The sequence below is a fragment of the Halomarina litorea genome (assembly GCF_024227715.1).
Lineage (GTDB): Archaea > Halobacteriota > Halobacteria > Halobacteriales > Haloarculaceae > Halomarina > Halomarina litorea.
This window is the reverse complement of the sequence record NZ_CP100448.1, coordinates 2522095-2541120: the sequence shown is the minus strand read 5'-3', so window position 1 is coordinate 2541120 and position 19026 is coordinate 2522095. Positions and strand designations below refer to the sequence as shown.

General features: G+C 68.1%; 21 protein-coding genes. 10 read left to right on the top strand and 11 right to left on the bottom strand.

Annotation, left to right across the window (positions count from 1 at the left end):
- The first annotated feature begins 20 nt into the window (after window positions 1–20).
- Window positions 21–305: a translation initiation factor eIF-1A gene (gene eif1A, locus NKG96_RS14075; RefSeq protein ID WP_256558090.1), complete on the top strand. Its 285-nt coding sequence runs from the start codon at window positions 21–23 to the stop codon at window positions 303–305.
- A 205-nt stretch (window positions 306–510) separates the two neighbouring features.
- Here the strand turns inward: eif1A and NKG96_RS14065 are convergent, their stop codons facing one another.
- Complete coding sequence (locus NKG96_RS14065) at window positions 511–732, bottom strand: hypothetical protein (RefSeq protein WP_254535613.1); 222 nt, start codon at window positions 730–732, stop codon at window positions 511–513.
- Between the two features lie 207 nt (window positions 733–939).
- The gene (locus tag NKG96_RS14060; protein ID WP_254535612.1) at window positions 940–1899 is read right to left on the bottom strand and encodes a transcription initiation factor IIB; all 960 of its coding nucleotides are present in this window, start codon (window positions 1897–1899) and stop codon (window positions 940–942) included.
- A gap of 424 nt (window positions 1900–2323) precedes the next feature.
- Between NKG96_RS14060 and NKG96_RS14055 the strand changes: the two genes are divergently transcribed.
- Genes NKG96_RS14055 through NKG96_RS14040 form a run of 4 tightly spaced genes read left to right on the top strand, consistent with a single transcriptional unit; the run spans window position 2324 to window position 6900 of the window.
- A complete protein-coding gene (locus tag NKG96_RS14055) occupies window positions 2324–3745 on the top strand; it encodes an extracellular solute-binding protein (RefSeq protein WP_254535611.1) in 1422 nt (473 codons plus the stop codon).
- Window positions 3746–3748: 3 nt separating this feature from the next.
- A complete protein-coding gene (locus NKG96_RS14050) occupies window positions 3749–4723 on the top strand; it encodes a carbohydrate ABC transporter permease (protein ID WP_254535610.1) in 975 nt (324 codons plus the stop codon).
- A 1-nt stretch (window position 4724) separates the two neighbouring features.
- Complete coding sequence (locus tag NKG96_RS14045; RefSeq protein WP_254535609.1) at window positions 4725–5705, top strand: carbohydrate ABC transporter permease; 981 nt, start codon at window positions 4725–4727, stop codon at window positions 5703–5705.
- Between the two features lie 4 nt (window positions 5706–5709).
- A complete protein-coding gene (locus NKG96_RS14040; protein ID WP_254535608.1) occupies window positions 5710–6900 on the top strand; it encodes an ABC transporter ATP-binding protein in 1191 nt (396 codons plus the stop codon).
- A 15-nt stretch (window positions 6901–6915) separates the two neighbouring features.
- Here NKG96_RS14040 and fer read toward each other — a convergent pair whose 3' ends face one another.
- Complete coding sequence (gene fer, locus NKG96_RS14035; protein ID WP_254535607.1) at window positions 6916–7608, bottom strand: ferredoxin Fer; 693 nt, start codon at window positions 7606–7608, stop codon at window positions 6916–6918.
- A 94-nt stretch (window positions 7609–7702) separates the two neighbouring features.
- On the opposite strand from fer, the gene NKG96_RS14030 reads away from it, so the two are divergent.
- Window positions 7703–8812, top strand: a complete 1110-nt coding sequence (locus NKG96_RS14030; protein ID WP_254535606.1) for an NAD(P)/FAD-dependent oxidoreductase — start codon at window positions 7703–7705, stop codon at window positions 8810–8812.
- 59 nt (window positions 8813–8871) lie between these two features.
- Complete coding sequence (locus tag NKG96_RS14025; protein WP_254535605.1) at window positions 8872–9600, top strand: GIY-YIG domain-containing protein; 729 nt, start codon at window positions 8872–8874, stop codon at window positions 9598–9600.
- 39 nt (window positions 9601–9639) lie between these two features.
- Here NKG96_RS14025 and NKG96_RS14020 read toward each other — a convergent pair whose 3' ends face one another.
- Together NKG96_RS14020 and NKG96_RS14015 are read right to left on the bottom strand one after the other, a co-directional pair.
- A complete protein-coding gene (locus NKG96_RS14020) occupies window positions 9640–10914 on the bottom strand; it encodes an MFS transporter (RefSeq protein WP_254535604.1) in 1275 nt (424 codons plus the stop codon).
- Between the two features lie 364 nt (window positions 10915–11278).
- Window positions 11279–11425 (bottom strand): C2H2-type zinc finger protein, encoded by a 147-nt coding sequence (locus tag NKG96_RS14015; RefSeq protein ID WP_254535603.1) that lies wholly within the window; start codon window positions 11423–11425, stop codon window positions 11279–11281.
- A 282-nt stretch (window positions 11426–11707) separates the two neighbouring features.
- Here NKG96_RS14015 and NKG96_RS14010 point away from each other — a divergent pair, with 282 nt between their 5' ends.
- Together NKG96_RS14010 and NKG96_RS14005 are read left to right on the top strand one after the other, a co-directional pair.
- The gene (locus NKG96_RS14010; RefSeq protein ID WP_254535602.1) at window positions 11708–12145 is read left to right on the top strand and encodes a hypothetical protein; all 438 of its coding nucleotides are present in this window, start codon (window positions 11708–11710) and stop codon (window positions 12143–12145) included.
- Entirely contained in the window at window positions 12138–13070 is a 933-nt protein-coding gene (locus NKG96_RS14005) for an alpha/beta fold hydrolase (RefSeq protein WP_254535601.1), read from the top strand. The genes NKG96_RS14010 and NKG96_RS14005 overlap by 8 nt, the downstream gene beginning before the upstream one ends.
- Window positions 13071–13292: 222 nt before the next feature.
- On the opposite strand, the gene NKG96_RS14000 is transcribed toward NKG96_RS14005, so the two are convergent.
- Both NKG96_RS14000 and NKG96_RS13995 read right to left on the bottom strand, forming a co-directional pair.
- Window positions 13293–14453, bottom strand: coding sequence for a deoxyhypusine synthase (locus NKG96_RS14000; protein ID WP_254535600.1), 1161 nt, complete (start codon window positions 14451–14453; stop codon window positions 13293–13295).
- A 49-nt stretch (window positions 14454–14502) separates the two neighbouring features.
- Entirely contained in the window at window positions 14503–14916 is a 414-nt protein-coding gene (locus tag NKG96_RS13995) for a hypothetical protein (RefSeq protein ID WP_254535599.1), read from the bottom strand.
- Window positions 14917–15301: 385 nt separating this feature from the next.
- On the opposite strand from NKG96_RS13995, the gene NKG96_RS13990 reads away from it, so the two are divergent.
- On the top strand, window positions 15302–15556 hold the full coding sequence (locus tag NKG96_RS13990) for a hypothetical protein (RefSeq protein ID WP_254535598.1): 255 nt from the start codon (window positions 15302–15304) through the stop codon (window positions 15554–15556).
- 95 nt (window positions 15557–15651) lie between these two features.
- On the opposite strand, the gene NKG96_RS13985 is transcribed toward NKG96_RS13990, so the two are convergent.
- The 4 genes from NKG96_RS13985 to speB form a co-directional block, all read right to left on the bottom strand.
- Window positions 15652–16194 carry a DUF7504 family protein gene (locus NKG96_RS13985; RefSeq protein WP_254535597.1) on the bottom strand — a complete coding sequence of 181 codons (543 nt, stop codon included), beginning with the start codon at window positions 16192–16194 and terminating at the stop codon, window positions 15652–15654.
- A 1-nt stretch (window position 16195) separates the two neighbouring features.
- Window positions 16196–17080, bottom strand: a complete 885-nt coding sequence (locus NKG96_RS13980) for a GAF domain-containing protein (RefSeq protein WP_254535596.1) — start codon at window positions 17078–17080, stop codon at window positions 16196–16198.
- Window positions 17081–17210: 130 nt separating this feature from the next.
- Window positions 17211–17972 (bottom strand): Nif3-like dinuclear metal center hexameric protein, encoded by a 762-nt coding sequence (locus NKG96_RS13975; protein WP_254535595.1) that lies wholly within the window; start codon window positions 17970–17972, stop codon window positions 17211–17213.
- 234 nt (window positions 17973–18206) lie between these two features.
- Window positions 18207–19025: an agmatinase gene (gene speB / locus NKG96_RS13970; RefSeq protein ID WP_254535594.1), complete on the bottom strand. Its 819-nt coding sequence runs from the start codon at window positions 19023–19025 to the stop codon at window positions 18207–18209.
- Window position 19026: the final 1 nt, after the last annotated feature.

The window sequence follows — 19026 nt, the reverse complement described above, 5'->3', positions numbered from 1 at the left end:
GTCCACCAGATAGATAACCCGTGAGTGAAGAGAGCGGGCGTCGAAACCTTCGAATGCCCAACGACGACGAACTGTTCGCCGTTGTCACGGAACACAACGGTGGGAACCACGTTCGCGTCCGCTGTGAGGACGGCAAGAACCGGATGGGCCGCATCCCCGGCCGCATGAAGTACCGCACCTGGATCAACGAGGGCGACGTCGTCCTCGTCGAACCGTGGGACTGGCAGGACGAGAAGGCCAACATCGAGTGGCGCTACTCGGGGCAGGACGCCGACCAGTTGCGCCGCGAAGGCCACATCGAGTAACTCGGTACGCCGCGACGCCGTCCGACGAGCGGAGCGCGTGTTTTCGACCCGATTCGACCCGGAGAGTGACGACGCCGTCAGTCGACGTCGGCCCCGCAGGCCGGACACTCGCCGCCGGCGTCGAGGTCGGTTTCAGTTCCGGTCCAGCCACAGATGGGGCACAGACAGGTCTCGGCCATCGGCTAGGGTGACTGCGGCCAGTCAGTTAACGGTGGTCCCGCGATTCCGCCTCGTCTTCGGGCATGGCGAACCAGTTCTCCTCGTCGGCGAGGTTGTGCAGGCGACCGGTCGAGCGCGCGTCGAACTGCGACTGACAGCGGGCGACCCACGCCGCGTGGGCGCCGGGGTCGGTGTCGGCGGGGGCGGTCCGGGTGGTCGGTCGGGGTGTCGGTGCGGTCGAGTCGGCCGTCGGTTGTTGGATGCTCACGTGTCTGGAAGTCGGGGGTGGTCGTACGGCGATACTGGTCGGAAGAGGGGGTCACCGAAGTACGCGTACGACGAGCATGGTACCCACTGCGCCCCGGTTGTTAATGAACGTTACTGAAGGAACGAGCGTTGCCGCCTGCCGGGGGGACCCGTCGCTGTGAGGGTGGCGACGCGAGAAGTGGGCGTCCGCGGAGTGAGAGCTCGGGAGTTACTGGAGGCCCATCGCTTCGATCTGCTCCTGATAGCGGTTGCGGATGGTGACCTCGGTGACCTGCGCGACGGCGGCGACCTCTCGCTGGGTCTTTTTCTCGTTGCAGAGCAGGGAGGCGGCGTAGATGGCCGCGGCGGCGTACCCCGTCGGGGACTTGCCCGAGAGCAGACCCTTCTCTGCGGTGACCTCGATGATCTCCTTCGTCTTCGCCTGCACCTCCTCCGAGAGGCCGAGTTCCGAGCAGAACCGGGGGACGTACTTCTGGGGGTCGACGGGCCGCATCTCGAGACCGAGGCTCTGCGAGATGTAGCGATACGTTCGACCGATCTCCTTTCGCTCGACGCGGGAGACCTCCGAGATCTCCTCCAGCGAGCGGGGGATGCCCTCTTTCCGACAGGCAGCGTAGAGGCAGGCCGTCGCGACGCCCTCGATGGAGCGTCCGCGGATGAGGTCCTCCTTGAGGGCGCGCCGGTAGATGACCGACGCCACCTCGCGCACCGATCGGGGCACGCCGAGTGCGCTCGCCATGCGGTCGGTCTCACTGAGCGCGAACTGGAGGTTGCGCTCGCCGGCGTCCTTGGTGCGGATGCGCTCTTGCCACTTGCGCAGGCGGTGCATCTGACTGCGCTTCTCCGAGGAGAGCGACCGCCCGTAGGCGTCCTTGTTCTTCCAGTCGATCTGGGTCGTCAGCCCCTTGTCGTGCATCGTCTGGGTCGTCGGCGCGCCGACCCGCGACTTGCTCTGGCGCTCCGAGTGGTTGAACGCCCGCCACTCGGGACCACGGTCGATGTTCGTATCCTCGACGATGAGGCCACACTCGTCGCAGACCAGTTCGCCCTGGTCGTCGCTCTTGACGAGCGTTCCCGTCTCACACTCCGCGCACACCCGCTTGCTGGATTCCTGCGCTTGCTCCTCCGACTCCTGCTCGCGCTCGCGCTCACGGGTGGGGTTCTTCATCGTGTACCGATAACGTCTTTCCGTCCCCTTAAGCCCTCGCTCCTGTTCCCCCGTACCGAGGTAGGTATTCGGCGGAAATCTATTGAAATTAGCGAAATTTTTATATACCGCGTCGGTCGAGGGTGTAGGTCTTTCTCCTTTACCTCGGTGCGTGCAGGTCGGTGCCACTCCGGCACTTCCCGCGCCACCCACGCGGCCGCGTCCTCGAACGCGTCTGTTCGGCGCCCTCGGCCGTCGACGCCGGTGCGCTTTCACCTGCAAGGCTAACGATTAATCAGATATGTGGAGTCGAATCCAAGGACATGTCGTCAGTTCCGAGCGCACGGGCGGCCGACGAGGCTGAGACCGGGAGCCCCGGTCGTGACCGTCTCTGCCGCGTCGGTCGCGGCGTGCAGCGAGTTCGTCGTACGAGCGTCGAGGAACCGTGACCCGGCGTCCGACTCGTCGGCGCTTCGTCGCGGGGGCCGCCACGGCGGGTCTCGCCGGCCTCGCGGGATGTACCCTCGGCCAGGTGGACACCGCCGGCGGGACCACCGTCCAGTTCGTCGCGGACTCTGCGGCGAAGGACGCCCAGCCGAAGATCAACCGCGCGCTCCACGAGGCCGGCCTGCCCGAGGACATCACGCTGGACATCCTCGCCGTCCCCTCCGGGACGGCCCAGCAGCAGTTCTCCCAGTGGCTCTCGGCGGGCCTCGAACAGCCCTCGTTGCTCCGGATGGACAACGGGTGGACGCTCCCGTTCATCGTCCGCGAGCAACTCGTGAACCTGAGCGAGGAGCTTCCGGACGTCGCCTCGTCGGTCAAGGAGAACTACTTCCAGGCCAGCGTCGACACGGCGACTGGCCCCGAGGGGGGGCTGTACGGGATACCGCTGTTCTCGGACTTCGGCCTCATGCTCTACCGGAAGGACCTCGTCGAGCAGGCGGGCTTCGACCCGAACGGGTGGGCCACCGAACCACTGACGTGGAAGAAGTTCGCGCAGGTCACGAAACAGACCAGAGACCAGACCAATACGACCTACGGGTTCTCGTTCCAGGCACCGGTCGCGGAGGCACTCGCGTGCTGTACGTTCAACGAGTTCATGACCTCGTGGGGCGGGTCGTACTTCGGCCCGCGCGAGAAACTCCTCGGGCACGCGGGCAACCGCCCGGTCACCGTCGATACTGAGCCGGTGGTTCAGGCGGCGAAGATGGCCCGGACGTTCATCCAGGGGGCCGACGACCCCCACGCACTGGAGGGGATGCCCGGCAACATCGCCCCGAAGGCGGTCCTCGGGTGGGGCCATCAGGCCTCGCTCAGCGCGTTCACGAACGAGAACGCGGTGATGCACCGCAACTGGCCGTACTCCGTCCTCGCGAGCGGTAGCGAGAAGGCCCTCGGAGAGCGCCTCGGGGTGATGCCGATGCCCTACAGCGTCCCCGAGTCCGAGGCGAGGTTCTCGGGCATGGGCGGGTCGCGCTCCGCCCTCGGCGGCTACCACGTCACCCTCAACCCCAACGGGAAGCACAAGGAGGCCGCGTTGCAGGTGCTGGAGGCGATGACCGCCGACAGCTTCTACCTCATGTTGATGGAGGAGATCGGCTACGTCCCGCCGAAACCGGCCCTCCTCGACTCACAGCAGGCACAGAACATCGACGTGGTGAGCCGGTATCTGGAGACGCTGAAGTTCGTCGGCCAGCGGGCGGTTCCCCGGCCGGTGAGCGTGGTCTGGCCCCGCGAGTCGCCGCGCATCTCCCAGAGCGTGAGCGCGGTGCTGAGCGCCACGCAGGCCCCCGAACCGGCGATGGCCGAACTGAAGGAGCGACTGGTACAGATCGAACAGACCGCGACGAAGTCGAGGCAGTGACAGATGTCGACCGACACAGGAACACGCAGTCGAACCGGGGTCGTACAGTCCGGGAGCCGGTGGATCGAGAACCTGAGCGAGGCGCAGTTCGCCTACCTCCTGCTCTCGCCGATGCTCCTGTTGATGGCGGTCATCGCGTTCTGGCCGCTCGCGCGGACGTTCACGATGTCCCTGCACGCAGACGCCCTCTACGGCGGAGACCCGCTGGGACGGTTCGTCGGGTTCGACCACTACGTCGCCCTCCTGACGGGGGCCATCGACGCCGAACTCACCCGGCCGTTCTTCGACCTGAGCCAGCCCTTCACGAGCGCGCTCACCGTGACGCTCATCTTCACCGTCGTGAGCGTCGTCTTCGAGACGCTCATCGGGTTCGGACAGGCGCTCGTCCTCGACCAGGAGTTCCGCGGGCGGCGGTGGGTGCGCGTCGCCATCATCCTCCCGTGGGCCATCCCCATCGTCATCCAGGGGATGATCTTCTTCCTGCTCTTCCAGCCGGGAATCAGCTTCCTCGTCGACCCGCTGCAGTCGCTGGGTATCGTCTCGGCGACGCCGACGGTCAACAGCGTGGACTCGATGCTCATCATCATCGTCGCCGACGTGTGGAAAACGTCCGCGTTCATGGCCCTGCTCATCCTCGCGGGCCTCCAGAGCGTCGACCGGAGCCTCTACGACGTGGCGCGCGTCGAGGGGGCGTCGACGCTCCAGCGCTTCCGGATGGTCACGCTGCCCATCGTCCTGCCGACGGTCATCATCGCGATGCTCTTCCGGACCATCCAGTCGATGCGGGTGTACGGGCTCATCGAGACGGTGTCGTCGTGTTCGACGGTGCCGTCGCTGTCCTGTCTCGTCGTCTCGACGTTCAGCGCACGTCAGTACGGGACCTCGGCGACCATCGCGTTCGTGACCGCGGCGGTCATCGCGCTGGTCGTCTCCGTCTACATCATCAAGTACGCCGACACCGACAGCGGGGGGTTCTGAGATGAGCACCGACACGAGAGACGAGACGGGGACCGACACGGGCGGCGGGGGCGACTCGGGGTCCGACTCCGACAGCCCCTTCCAGCGCTGGGTGGCCGACTCCATCAAGAACCCGCGGAAGGTGTACCGCGCGATGTTCGTCGTCGCCGCGGGCTTCTTCCTCGTGACGACGCTCTTCCCGCTGTACTGGCTGGTCGTCCTCGCGCTCACGCCCGCGGACGCCATGTCGAACGTGGGGTTGCTCCCCAACGGGTTCAATCCGACCGCCTTCATCACCGTCTTCGAGAAGGTGCCGTTCCACATCTACGTGTTCAACAGCGTCGTGCTGGGCCTCCTGACGACAGCCGTCGTCCTCCTGCTGGCGAGCATCGCAGGCTACGTCTTCGGGCGACTGGAGTTCCCCGGCCGAGCACCACTCATGTTGCTGTTGCTGGCGGTGTCGTACTTTCCGCCAGCGGCGTTCCTGCTGCCGCTCTTCCGTCTGTTCACGGCGAACGTCACCTTCCTGACGCTCCCCGGCGGCGAGGCGGTGACGAGTCCGATGCTGTTCAACACGCCGGGCGCACTCGTCCTGCCGTACAGCGCCCTCTTTCTCCCGCTGTCCATCTTCATCCTGACGACGTTCTACAGCCAGATTCCGGACGGACTGGAGAAGGCCGCCCGCGTCGAGGGGACGACGCGACTCGGGGCGCTCTTCCGCGTCATCATGCCGCTGTCGGCCCCCGGCGTGGCCACGGCGGGCGTGCTGACGTTCATCGCCGTCTACAACGAGTTCTTCTTCGGCTACCTGATGACCGACGGGCAGGCCCAGAACTGGGCGCCCGTCATCTGGGGTATCCTGAAGTTCCAGGGGCAGTACGCCGACCTGTACAACCTGATGGCGGCGGCGAGCATCATCGGTGTCATCCCCATCGCCATCCTCGTCGTCGTCGCACAGGAGAAGATCGTGAGCGGACTGACCGCGGGCGCACTCAAGGAGTAATCCAATGGGCAACGTAACACTCGACAGTCTGGTGAAACGCTACGAAGACGTGACCGCGGTCGACGGCGTCGACCTCGCCATCGAGGACGGCGAGTTCGTCACGCTGGTCGGCCCCTCGGGGTGCGGGAAGTCGACGACGTTGGAGATGGTCGCCGGCCTCACGACGCCCAGCGAGGGCACGGTCGAAATCGCGGGCCGGGACGTGACGAACCTCCCGCCGAAGGACCGGGAGATAGCGATGGTGTTCCAGAACATCGCGCTGTTCCCGCACATGGACGTCCACGACAACATCAGCTTTGGCCTCCGCCTGCGCGACTACGACGACGAGGAGATAGAGAGCCGCGTCGAACGCGCCGCCGAGACCGTCCAGATGTCCGGGATGACCGACCGGATGCCAGACGAACTCTCGGGGGGCCAGCGCCAGCGAATCGCCATCGCGCGGGCCATCGTCCGCGAACCTGAGGTGTTCCTGATGGACGAACCGCTGGCGAACCTGGACGCGGCGCTCCGGGTCCACATGCGGACGGAACTCCAGCGACTCCACAAGCAACTGGAGACGACCATCGTCTACGTCACCCACGACCAGGAGGAGGCGATGACGATGTCGAACCGCCTCGCCGTGATGAACGGGGGGCAGGTCCAGCAGTTCGCCAGCCCCCTCGTCTGCTACAACGAACCGGCCAACAAGTTCGTCGCCGGCTTCATCGGATCGCCGAGCATGAACTTCTTCGAGGCGGAGGTCACCGAGGACGGCGTCGAGACGAACTTCTTCGACGTGTCGTTCGACCCCAGCGCGTTCGACGTCCGCCCCGGCCAGTCAGTCACACTCGGCGTCCGGCCCGAGGACGTGGCGATAGAAGACAGCACGGAGAACCTCACGGACCCGACGGACGCCTTCGGGGCGACGGTGGACGTCGTCGAACCGGTCGGCGACGAGGTGTTCGTCTACTACCGCCTCGACGACGGGTCGGGCGGGGCGACGCCGACCGGCAAGGAGACCGGCGGGGAGTCCCAACTGCTGATGAGCGCTCCGCCGGACCCCGAACTCGCGGGGGGTATCGAGGGCGAGGACCACCGCGTCCAACTGGACCGCGCGGCGATTCACCTCTTCGACGAGTCCGGGGACGCACTCGTCCACGGCCTCGCCGGGCAGGAGTCCCCCCACCCGGAAGCGCGGGAGGTCGAGTCGAACTGAGCACGCCTCGGTCGGCTAATCGTTGAACCGCGCCTTGTCGAACCGACTGGGCGGCAGGCGGAGTTCGTCCAGTCCCGGCAGGTGCTTGACGTTGTAGACCACCTTCAGTTCGTCCGAGACTGGCTGGGTCACACACGACAGGCGGATGCCCTGGTCGATCATCCCCTGCGGGAGGATGTGGTTCGCCGGCGGGGGGAGTTCACCCTCGACGACGGCGACGGCGCAGTTCGTACACGCCCCGCCCCGGCAGGCGTACGGCCAGAGGTTGCCGTCGGCCTCCGCGGCTTCGAGGACCGACTCGCGCGGGCCGACCGTGAACTGCCCGTGGTCGTCCGGGTCGAGGTTCGCCGCCGCGGCTTTCTCGAAGAGGTCCTCGTCGTTGAGTTCCCAGCCGTGGTCCGCGAGGACGTCGTAGTTGAGGAACTCCGTCGGGACGCCGTCCGGTTCGGCGTCGTCGACCTCGCCGTTGCTCTCCGGGTCGTCGGCGTCGACGCCCGCGTCCCCGGCGTCCTCGCTCTCGAACTCGTCGGCCTCCTCGGGGTCGTACCCCGACTGGATGCGCTCGTAGGCCCGGCGGACTTGCTGGAACTCGCTCGCGGTGCCGCCGTGGTCCGGGTGTGCCTCCAGCACGCGCTGTCTGTAGGCGCGTTCCACCTCGTCGTCGTCGGCGTCCGAATCGACCGCGAGGACGTCGAACGGGGACTCCACACCGACCGGTTGGGGTCGCGGCGGGTAAAACCCTCTTTCTCCGGTAACATCGGTCGGGGGTAGCGTTATGCCCCCGTTGCTACTCCGTCGACACATGGACCCCGTCGTCGTGGTCGGCGGTGGTATCGTCGGGACGAGCGTCGCCGCCCACTTCGCCGAGGCGGGCCTCCCGGTCGCCTGTTACGAACGCGACTCGCTCGGCGGCGGGACGACGGCGGCCTCGGTCGCGATGTTCGTCTGGCACCAGTCGTCGCCCGACCCGACCGCCCACGCCCTCCGGGAACGCTCGTGGGAGACCTACGGGCCCCTCGTCGAAGCGGGGACACTCGATTTCGACCGCATCGGCGGCCTCTACCTCGAAGAACGCCCCGAGACGTGCGAGACCCACCGGACGACCGCGAGCGACCTCGAATCGCTCGGCGTCCGGACCGAACTGCTCGCCCCCGCCGACCTGGAGCGCTTCGGCCTCGCCACCGACCACCTCCACGGTGCGCTGTCGGTCCCCGACGAGGGCTACCTCGACCCGAACGAGGTCGTCCAGCACTTCGTCGGCGAGGTCCGGGACGCCGGCGGCACGGTGGAGACGGGTGCGGCGGTGACGGACGTGGTCGTCGAAGGGGGTCGGGCGGTCGGCGTCGACGTCGAAGGCGACCGCGTGGACGCCAGCGCGGTCGTGAACGCGGCGGGTCCGTGGGCCCCCGCCGTGGACGCGATGGCGGGCGTCTCCCACCCCCTGCGGAACAACCGCGGGCAGATACTGGTTCTCGACCACGGCACGGACCCGCCGCTCCCGTTCGTGGAGTTCGAAGACGGCCACTACGTGCGCGGGGAGGGGACGCGGCAGGTGTTCGCGGGCGGGTACGGCGCGCGCTACGAGGACGCCGCCCGCCTCGACCCGGACGCCGCCCGGAGCGTCGACGAGTCGTTCTCGCTCGCCGCCGTCGAACGCTTCGAGCGGTTCCTCCCGGCCCTCGTGGACGCCCGCGTCGCCACCGACTGGGTCGGCCTTCGGACCATCACCCCCGACGGCAACCCGCTGGTCGGAGCGACCGACCGCGAGGGCTACTACGTCGCGACCGGGCTGAGCGGCCTCGGCGTGACCCTCGCGCCCGCCGTCGGGAGCGTGCTCGCGGACGTCGTCGCACCCGACCGCGAGTGTGACCCCGCCGTCCGCGCGTTCCTGTCGCCGACCCGCTTCGGCTGAGCGGGTCGGAAGTCCGGGGACGAAACGCTTTGTGTGACGGGATGACCAGTACCACCGAGATGGCACGACGCGACGACGTCGACCGGTTCTACGCCCTGCTGGACCGTCTCGCGAGGCGGGTCGGCGGTCCTCGGCGGCTCAAACGCTGTACCGGGCGGATGGGCTGGCCCGACAGGGGCGTCTACTTCTTCCTCGAACCGGGCGAGACCCGGGCGTCGACCGACCAGCCACGGGTGACGCGAGTCGGGACGCACGCCGTCTCCGAGGGCAGTAGCTCGACGCTCTGGCAGCGGCTCAAACAGCACTACGGCACCGGAAGCCGGAGCTCCGACCACCCTCACGGCGGCAACCACCGGGGTTCGGTCTACCGCAAGCGCGTCGGCGAGGCCATCGTCGAGCGGTACGGCCTGCACGACGAGTACCCCGACTGGGACGCGCGCTGGTCGGCCATCGACCGCGACCGGTCGGTCGTCCGCGACGAGGAGTACCCCCTCGAACGTCGCGTGAGCGCCTACCTCCGCGAGCAGCCCGTCCTCTGGGTCGAACTCGACGACGAGCCGAGCGCCGACAGCGACCGGGCGTACGTCGAACGGAACGCCATCGCCCTCCTCGGCAACGTCGGGAGGGACCCGCTCGACCCGCGTCCACCCACGTGGCTCGGGCAGGACAGTCGCAGTCGGGCGATTCGCGAGTCGGGGCTGTGGAACGTCGACCACGTCGAGGAGGGGTACGACCCGGCGTTTCTCGACAGACTCGCCGAGGCGGTGGACGGGACCGACCCGCCGTGAGTGTGGAGGCCCACTGTTCGCCCGACCGGCGGGTTCCGTTCAGTCGTCCGCCGCGGCGGTCGCTCGCCGCTCGCCCGCGAACTCCGCGACGACGAGCGCCGTGACCGCCGTCGCCAGCACGCCCACGCCGGCGACGGCGAAGAAGGCCGTCTGGACGCCTGCCCGTTCGATGAGGTAGCCGAAGGCGGGCGGGGCGATTGCGCTCCCGAGCATGATGCCGATGGTGACGACGGCGAAGCTCTTCGCGACGGTGCCACGGGCGGCCAGCCGTTCGGTGAGTTCGTCGCGGGCGGGCCCCGCCATGCTCCGGACGCCGCCGAGTGCGAGAAAGAGGCCGACGGCGACGGCGGCGGGGACGACCTGTGCGGCGATGAGTCCCACGAGCGCCGTGAAGCCGACGAAACTGCCGAGCAGGACGGGGCTGCTCCCGAAGCGGTCGGTGAGCGAGCCGCCGACGAGGATGGCCACGGCGCCGACGACGAACAGGCCGGTGAGCGTGAGGTTCGCCGCGCCGAGCGAGAGGCCGTAGGCGTCGGTGAGGAAGACGACGGCGTAGGCGGTCACCCCCCAGTTCGCCGTCGACGCGAACAGCGCGAGCACCGCCAGCGCGAGGATACCGGGTTCGGCGACGAGCGCACGCAGGCCAGAGCGGACGCGGGCGGGAAGCGGGTCCGTGCTCGCCACGCGCTCGACGTTCGGCCCGGTGACGGCGTCGTCGACCCGCCACGCGAACACGGCGGTGACGACCACGGCGTAGAGCAGACCGACCGCACCGAGGAGGCCGACGGCGTGTCGCCAGTTCAGCCCCTCGACGGCGACGACGGCGGTGACGACGACGGGCGGCGTCGCGAAGCCGAGGCTCCCGCCGAAGTTGTAGACGGCGAACGCCCGCCCGCGCACGTCTTCGGCCGTGACGTCCGTCAGCAGCGGGTAGTGGGAGGGGTGGTGTCCCGCGACGCCGATACCGAGGACGACCTGTCCGGCGACCAGCGTCGGGAAGTCGGGCGCGAGGGCGGTGAGGAGCGCACCGACCGCGCCCAGCACCGACGAGAGACCGAGCGCGATGGTCCGGTCGTAGTGGTCCGCGAGGTAGCCGAACGGGAGCTGGAAGAGGGTGTTGACGAGCGCCCCCGCGCCGAGCGCGAGTCCGAGCAACGCGAGCGAGACGTCGAGGTCACGCGAGAGGACGGGCAGGATGGGCGGCAGAAGCACGAGGAAGGCGTGGTTGACGAACTGCGACCCGCTGACGAGGCCGACGACCAGCGCCGTCTCCCCCGGGACCGACTCGACGCCCTCGCGGATTCGTGTCGTCACGGCTCGTGGACACCTCCTCGACGGGGACCCGCATCGGTCTTTCGACCGGCGCACGCGTACCGTGTGACGGACTGCCCGTACGGGGTGGGAGCGGGGACGGAGACGGTCACTCGGAGAGCGGTGAGAGAATGTCGAGGTCGTACCGCACGGCGACTTCGGTCAGCGCCGCCACGTCGGGTTCCTCCCGTGGCGGGACGGCGAGCGACTCGGCCGGTCGGCCCGCCTCGACGGTGACTCTCCGAGACTACAGACGGTGCTACGCGGCTCACACTCGAAAGAGCGTACAGGAGGGACGACCGAACGCTCGGTAGCCCGAGCGGCCGTCCACGTCGTGGCCGCGTTACTCGTTTCCCGTTCGACGTTCCTACGGCTGGTGGGACTCCCGGTCGCCCTCTTCGTGTTCTTCGACCCCGTGCTCTTCCAGCGCCTGCTGGCTCTCGAACGTCTCGCCGCACAGCTGGCACTGGAACTCGTCCTCTTCCTCGACCTCGCTCTCGTCCCTGTGGGACATATATGGTACGTCGAACCCTACCTCACTAAAGGCGATGCAGGTGTGCGCAGGGCCCGTGACGATGCGGTTCCCACGATGGGGGGAGAACCGACGCGTAGGATCAGAGCCCCATCGTCCGAGAATACCGTCTGTACGCCTTCTCCCTGCATTCTGGGGGCGTTTGCGGGTGCAGGCCACACATCTACCCCTGCGCCGCCGGAGTCCAAACACGGACCGACCGACGCACGGCGCGACCGGCGTTCGGCCGGGTCGGCGTCGGTTCGATGGTTCGGAGAGCTACTCATGACCGAGGCAGAACTCGCTTCGAACGACTGGTGGGAGGAGTACAAAGCGGTCGTCAATCAGGACGACGAGATGCACGTCCGCGGTCACGACACGTTCGACGAGAACTTCTACGTCGAAATCGGGGACGAACGGTTCCTCATCGAGATGGACGAGGGTACCGTTGACGAGATCGTTTCGGACCCGGGAATGAACCATGCGTGGTCGTTCGGTGTCGAAGGTGACCGCGAGGCGTGGGAGGAGTTCGTACAGGAGGTGCCGCCGGCGTTCAACCACGAGGTCATCGCCTCTCATTACCGCACGGCAGTGAAGGACGACCCCGGCCACCTCCAGCTGACAGGGAACAACAAGAAGATATTCCAGAACCTGCGGGCGTTCCAACGAGCACTCGACCTGATGCGCACGACGCACAACGACGGGGTGAACTCCGATGAGTGAACACGAACACGGTGACATCGAGGAGATCGACGGACAGTACGTCCACGTGGACGTCGATGGTGTGGACCACCGGATATACTTCGAGGAGAGCGGCCCCGAAGACGGCAAGCCGCTGCTCCTCCAGCACACCGCCGGCTGCAACAACCAAGAGTGGAGACACGTCCTCGCAGACGACGAAATCACCGAGGACTACCGGGTGATAGCCTACGACCTCCCATTCCACGGCAAGTCCGTCCCGCCGACGAGTGAGGTGTGGTGGGACGAGGACTACACGCTGACCGCCGAGCGGTTCGCCGAGACGATCGTCAGCATCGCGGACGCCCTCGACCTCGAGGACCCCATCTACATGGGGTCGAGCATGGGCGGGAACATCACACTCGAACTGGGCGACTGGTACCCCGACCGGTTCCGCGCGCTCATCGGTCTCGAGACGGGAGCGCACAGCCCGGGGTTCTACATCGACTGGCTCGACCACGCCCACGTCAACACGACGGAGGTCAACGCGTACTCGTGTTGGGGGTTGATGGCCACACAGAGTCCCGAACCCGCACGCCGGGAGACGATGTACCTCTACGAACAGGGGGCGACGGGCGTGTTCAAGGGCGACCTCTACTACTACTCGGTCGACCACGACTACCGGGACGACCTCGACCAGGTCGACGCCGAAGAGTGCCCGCTGTACGTCGTCAACGGCGAGTACGACTACCTGACCGACCCGGAGATGGGGCGGGAGGTCGCGGACGGTGTCGGCGACGGAGCGACCGCAGTCGAGACCGCAGACATCGGGCACTTCCCGATGAGCGAGAACCCCGAACTGTTCAACGCCTACCTCAAGGAGATTCTCGCGGATATCGAGGGTGACCGCGAAGAACCACTCCCCGACGTCCTCTCCGGCGAGGACGTCGGCGTGGACGTCTCACGATAGGCACCCCTCCCTCCACCGCACTCTGCGAGACACTTCTGGTCCGTGTCGGTGGGGGTCCTCCCTGGTCGTACCTGTCTGCTGCCGAAGTATGCGAGGGAAACGGTGGCCTCGGCACTCATAGGGTTCCGCATCACCGGGTGCCTAGTCCGGTTCGGGACGGGTGCCTCGTCATCGGCCACCCGACGGTACTCCCGGTGGGCGTATGGACGCTTCGGGACGCCCTCACTCGGCGAGTCGGTCCAGCGCGCCCGCGACCACCAGCGGGAGGGTGATGGTCGCGTCGGCGTACACCGAGACGTTCCGGGCTTCCTTCTCCAGTTTCCCCCACGAGCGCGCCTCGTCCAGCGTCGCGCCCGAGAGCCCGCCGGTCTGGGGCGGGTCCATCGTCAACTGGACGGCGTAGTCGTACGCGCCGGGCGTGACGAGCATCGTCTGGAGGACGTAGTTCTTCGGGACGCCCCCGCCGACGACGAACGCGCCCGTCCGGTCGGCCTCGTAGGCGAGGTCGTTCAGCTCCGACATGTCCGCCAGTGCGTCGAGGCCGAACGGCGACACCTGCGAGCGGAGCCACGCCTGCAGGCCGAGGACGGAGTCCTGGATGGCGGGACAGTAGATGGGGACGTCGTGTTCGTAGGCGGCGGCCGCGATGCCGGCGTCCTCTTCGATGCCCTCGCGGTCGTTCACCTCCGCGTTCGCCCGGCCGAGTTCGCGGGTGAACGCGGCGATGCTCACGGTGCCCTCGCCGTCCTCGATGGGCGGGAAGACTTCGTCGAGGAGGTGTCCCTCGAAGGCGGCGAAGTGCTCCTGCGGGAGGTAGACGTTGTAGATGCGGTCGACCTGTTCGTCGCGCAACTGCTCGTCGTGCTCGCGGGCGGTCTTGCCCTCCGCCTCGTCCCGACCGTGTTCACGCGAGTCCTCGGACGAGTGTGAGCAGGGAGCGCCGGGTCGCTCCTCGTGTGGTCCGGCGCGACCGTGGTGGTGCTTCCCGCCGATGGCCTCGATGGCGTCGTGGGTGAGGTTCGCCCCCGTCGTGACCAGCGCGTCGACGTGGCCCTCGCGGACGAGGTCGGTGACGAGCGCTCGCATCCCGGTGGGGACCATCGCGCCCGCGAGGCCCATGAAGCAGGTCACGTCCTCGTCGAACATCGCGGCGGTGACGTCGACGGCCTCGTGGAGGTCGGCGGCCCCGATGCCCGCCCGCCCGTACTGCTCGACGAGGTCGGCGACGCTCATCCCCGCCCCGACGCTGGCGTGACCGACCGGGTCGTGACGGAACTCCTCGCGGCGTGGTGTCGCCTCGGCACCCTCCCCGTCTCCGTGGTCCGCGTGGTCGTCGTGGTCTCCCCGGTCCTCGTGGTCCTCGCGGTCGGCGTCGTCGCTCATACCCGCCGCTGGTCGGGACGGGATTTGAAGGCTCGGAAAGGCCGCCCGGTCAGTCGGATTTCAGTTTGAACACGCGGTACACCTCGCCGTCGTACCGGACGTACCAGGCGCTCGCGTCCTCGTACCGGGGGAGGCTCCGGAGGGCCTCGTCGACCGAGGCCGTCGCGTTCTCGCCGCGCACCTCGAGGCTGGCGTAGCCGTCACCGGACGACCCCGCCTTCTCCAGGACGGACTGTATCTGGCTCGCGTTCGCGAGTCGCTCGTCGTCCGCGTCGACGACTGTCGCGTCGCTCGGCACCTGTTCGACCGCCTCGGCACCCAGCGTCGTGCCGGGCGCGGGGTTGAGGTTCACGATGTCTCCCGCACCGCCGAGGTCGAGTCCCATACATCCGGACGACGCCGCGAGCGTGGCCACCGCGAGGACGACCGCCACCCGTCGGACCGAACTGTCTCCTTCGCTCATCGTGATTGTTGCGTGGAACGATGCCTGTGTATATACTTAGCCGTCCCCTACGGCCGCTCAGCGTGTCGATTCTCGTCCGAGTACCCCCTGCAAGCGGCCGCTAACCGCCCTCTCCGGTGTCCGGCACAGTCAGGTGTACCACCAGAGCGCCCCGAGGAGGACGACCGACGAGGCGAACAGCGCGCCGAGGACGACCACGAGTTTCCCCGACTGGACCATCCCGACGCCGAGGAGGGCGACGACCACCGTGAGGGCGACGCGCCGACCCCCACCACTCGAGAAGGTGGGCTGCTCGGTGAGCGGTGCGTAGACGAACTCGACGTCCTCGAAGCCGTGTCGACTCGCCGTGTGGTGGCGCTCTACGAGTCGCCAGCGGTCGGCGTGCTTGGGCGAAGCCGTAGAGGTAGACGAGGAGGTAGTCGTACACCGCGGCGTAGCCGTCGATGTCCCGCCCGAGGTTGGTCGTGCCGCCCTGACTGAACTGCCGGACGACGACGATGTCGATGTTCCCGTTGACGACGAGGTCGACGTCGCCCGTCGCGTACCCTCGTTCGACGATGTCGCGGTTCCAGGGGAGCCGTTGTTCCGGTTGAGCGCCCGGTTCAGGGCGACGCGTGTCTGGTCCGTGATGGGGACGTGACCGAACGACTCGACGTCCCACCGGTCGACGACGTCGACGACTCGCTCGAAGCACTCCGCCGACGGGTCGGCGGACCGATTTAGATCGGCCGGTGCTCATCCCACCGAGGACAGCGGAACGGGGTCGCCCGGCGGGACACTGCGGGCGTCGGCGACGTAGTCGAACACGCGCCGGTAGACGTTCAGGGACTTCGCGTCACGCCGGGCGCCGTCGAGGCCGAACACGCCGACGGCCCCGGTCCGGGCGACGGTCTCGGCGACGACGTGGAAGAACCGGTAGACGGTCTGGACGTCGACGCCGCGGAGCAACCTGCCGACGTCGTAGACGGCCAGACGGACCGGTCGGTCCGCGACGTCGAGCGACCGACAGACGCGAACGCCGACCTCGCGGAGGTCGCCCCGCGGGTCCGCCACCTCACTCCGACCGGGGGAGCGACAGTCGACGCTTCCCCCGTCGGCGGCCACTTCGGGGACGACGCCGTCCGTCACGGTGACGGGGTGGTCGTCGCAGTCACTCGGGCCGGCGAGGAACCGGTCGACGACCGCACGCTGTCTGTCGATGCCCGCGAGGAGGAGTATCGTCGTCCCCGCCGGGAGCGCGGACGGGTGAAACGCCTCGACGTCGTACGTATCGGTCATCTCAATTTCCCCCGACGAGGTCCCATTCGAGGTGACTGTTCTCCCTCAGGCTCTCGCGGAGGGCGCGTTCCGCAGTCGCAGCGGCTTCCCAGAGGGCCGTCCGCTCGTCGTCGGTGAACAGGCGCGGTTCCGTGTCGACGACACAGACGGCCCCCACCGGCATCCCGGACGGACACCGGATGGGGACGCCCGCGTAGGCACGAATCCCGGCTTCGACGAATTGCCCCGTCGCGAACATCGGGTGGGTCGTCAGGTCTTCGACGACGAACGAGTCGTTTCCAAGGAGCGTGTACGAACACACGGTGTCCTGCCTGTCGTACTTCAGCGGGTCGATCGGCTCGGTGAACGCGAGAAAGTGCTCCATGTGGGCGCCCATCAGCGAGACACCGGCGAACGGCGCCCCGACGGCCTCCGCGAGGTCCTCGGCAACCGTCTCCAGCCGAGGGTCCCCCACGAGCGACTCCACGTCGAACCGGCCGACGGATTCGAGACGTCGCTTCTCGTTCTCCGGGAGCGGGTAGGCCACGTGCGTCCGTTCGGTGACGGCGTACACGACGCGTTCGGTGAGCGTCGCCGTCGGCTCGGAGTCGGGGACGTACTCGTAGATGGGCGTCTCCGGGTCGGGTGCGGGGAGGGCGTCCGCGTAGAGGAAGCACGCGACGTCGGGCCACCGCTCGCGATACGGGCCGAAGAGCCGACCCACCGCCTCCGGTTCCGTCAGCACGACGGCCTCGTAGTAGGGCCACCGCCCGGCGGATTCGACGCGTTCGAGAGCTTCCTCGACCGATTCGGTTGCTGTCGTCGTCAGGGAGGAATTGTGATGTTCGAGGTGGCGGGCAACGTCGCGGGCACCTCGGCCGACGACGGAGACGGAAACCACGTTCATGAATTTTAAAATGAATTACTCTAATATAATAGTTTACTCATTTTGGACAACAGGAGATGGTCGCAGTCGCAGTGACGAAGGTCGGGTCGACGGGCGCGTAACCGTCGGCCCGCCCGGGCCGCTCCCGACGTTACAACCCCGTCGGGTGGTCGAGGAACGTCGTCTCGACGCCCCACGAGTCGACGAGGTCGCGGAGCGCCCGCACGCCGAACGTCTCCGTGGCGTAGTGACCCGCGAGGAACGCGTGGACGCCCGCCTCGCGCGCCTCGTGGTAGAGTTGCTGTTTCCCCTCGCCGGTGACGAGGGCGTCCGCGCCCACCGCCTCGGCCTCGGCCAGCCAGTCGGCCCCGCTCCCGGTGACGACGGCCACCTCCTCGATTCGGTCGGGGCCGAACTCGAGGTGCTGGACCGTCTCGCCCCCCGTGTCGAGCGACGAGAGCGCGTCGGCGAGGTCGTGGGGGGCGACGGGGTCGGTCCGGCCGCGCTGGCCGATGTACTCCCCCCCGTACTCGCCGAACGGTTCGCGCTTCTCCAGACCGAGGTGGTCCGCGAGACCGGCCGCATTGCCCAGTTCCTGGTGTCCGTCGAGCGGGAGGTGCGAGACGTACAGCGCGACGCCCTCGCGCACCAGCGGGGCGATGCGCTCGTAGTCCCGCCCGGTGAGGCGGTCGAACCCGCCCCACGAGAGGCCGTGGTGGACGACGAGGCAGTCCGCGCCCCGGTCGATGGCGGTCTCGATGGTCGCGCTCGCGGCGTCGACGGCGAACGCGGCGTGGTCGACCGTCCCCTCGTCCGGTCCGACCTGCAGGCCGTTGGCGCTGGCGTCGACGTCGGCGTAGGCGTCGGTTCGGAGGCGGTCGTCCAGTCGCGCACAGAACGTCGTGAGGTCCATGTCGGGTCGATGGCCGCCAGCGTTATGAACTCGGGTGGAGTATCGAGCCATCACCTGCTTCGGCAGGTGCGAGCGACCAACGACACGGTGATTCCAATGGGTAAGTTCAGGAAAGCCATGTTCGCTTGGCGACGACTGCCGCGCGGCGTAAAGCGCAGTATCAAACGCAAGGTGCGGCGTGTCTTCGGGCGGTAACCCCCGCCTCTGCTCGTTTTGCGGCCGAACCCCGACCGGTCAGCGCCCGCTGTCGTCTCCACCGGCCGCGTGCGCGAAGACGAACGCCCGCAGGAGCTTTCCGGCCAGTGTCGCCGCCTGCCCGTCGTCCCGGTCGTTGACCTCCACGACGTCGAACCCGACGCAGTGAGAGGCGACGGCTCTGACGACGCGGTGCATCTCGCGGGGGAAGAGACCGAACGGCTCCATCGTCCCCGTCCCCGGCGCGAACGCGGGGTCCGCACCGTCGACGTCCACGCTCAGGTAAACCGATCGGTCCCCGAAGTCGGGCGTCCACTCCCCCACCTCGCCGGGCGGGACGACGGTCACGTCCGCCTCGCTCGCCCGGTCCCACTCGGCCTCGCTCCCCGTCCGCGCCCCGAGGACAACGGCCTCCTCGGCCACGTCGAGGGCGTGACGGGTGACGGTGGCGTGGCTCAGCGGGTTGCCGTCGTACTCCTCGCGCAGGTCGAGGTGGGCGTCGAGACAGACGAACACGTCGGGGTCGCAGGCACGAACGCCCGCGACCGTGACGGTGTGTTCGCCGCCGAGCAACAGGGGGACCGCCCCGTCGCTCCGGGCGTCGCCGACCATCCCCTCCAGGAAGTCGAGGTACTCGCGGGCGTCGTCCCACGCCCGCAGGTCGCCGCCGTCGTGGACCGCGAGGTCGGTGAAGTGACTCCGCGTGTGGTGGTCGAAGTCGTCGAACGTCCGGGCGAACCGCCGGACCCGATCGGGGCCGAAGCGGGTGCCCGGCTGAAACGTCGTCGAGATGTCGAGGGGCGCGCCGAGGAGGACGTAGCGCGCGTCCTCGCGGTCCGCGACGGCCCCGGGGAACACG

Excerpts from the sequence above, each read along its gene's own strand:
- NKG96_RS13995 (WP_254535599.1), bottom strand. The coding sequence starts at position 14,916 with ATGAGCGAAGGAGACAGTTCGGTCCGACGGGTGGCGGTCGTCCTCGCG.
- NKG96_RS14040 (WP_254535608.1), top strand. The coding sequence starts at position 5,710 with ATGGGCAACGTAACACTCGACAGTCTGGTGAAACGCTACGAAGACGTG.
- NKG96_RS14005 (WP_254535601.1), top strand. The coding sequence starts at position 12,138 with ATGAGTGAACACGAACACGGTGACATCGAGGAGATCGACGGACAGTAC.
- NKG96_RS14030 (WP_254535606.1), top strand. The coding sequence starts at position 7,703 with ATGGACCCCGTCGTCGTGGTCGGCGGTGGTATCGTCGGGACGAGCGTC.
- NKG96_RS14060 (WP_254535612.1), bottom strand. The coding sequence starts at position 1,899 with ATGAAGAACCCCACCCGTGAGCGCGAGCGCGAGCAGGAGTCGGAGGAG.
- NKG96_RS14000 (WP_254535600.1), bottom strand. The coding sequence starts at position 14,453 with ATGAGCGACGACGCCGACCGCGAGGACCACGAGGACCGGGGAGACCAC.
- NKG96_RS13975 (WP_254535595.1), bottom strand. The coding sequence starts at position 17,972 with ATGGACCTCACGACGTTCTGTGCGCGACTGGACGACCGCCTCCGAACC.
- NKG96_RS14015 (WP_254535603.1), bottom strand. The coding sequence starts at position 11,425 with ATGTCCCACAGGGACGAGAGCGAGGTCGAGGAAGAGGACGAGTTCCAG.
- NKG96_RS13980 (WP_254535596.1), bottom strand. The coding sequence starts at position 17,080 with ATGAACGTGGTTTCCGTCTCCGTCGTCGGCCGAGGTGCCCGCGACGTT.
- NKG96_RS14050 (WP_254535610.1), top strand. The coding sequence starts at position 3,749 with ATGTCGACCGACACAGGAACACGCAGTCGAACCGGGGTCGTACAGTCC.
- NKG96_RS14025 (WP_254535605.1), top strand. The coding sequence starts at position 8,872 with ATGGCACGACGCGACGACGTCGACCGGTTCTACGCCCTGCTGGACCGT.
- NKG96_RS13985 (WP_254535597.1), bottom strand. The coding sequence starts at position 16,194 with ATGACCGATACGTACGACGTCGAGGCGTTTCACCCGTCCGCGCTCCCG.
- NKG96_RS14045 (WP_254535609.1), top strand. The coding sequence starts at position 4,725 with ATGAGCACCGACACGAGAGACGAGACGGGGACCGACACGGGCGGCGGG.
- NKG96_RS14010 (WP_254535602.1), top strand. The coding sequence starts at position 11,708 with ATGACCGAGGCAGAACTCGCTTCGAACGACTGGTGGGAGGAGTACAAA.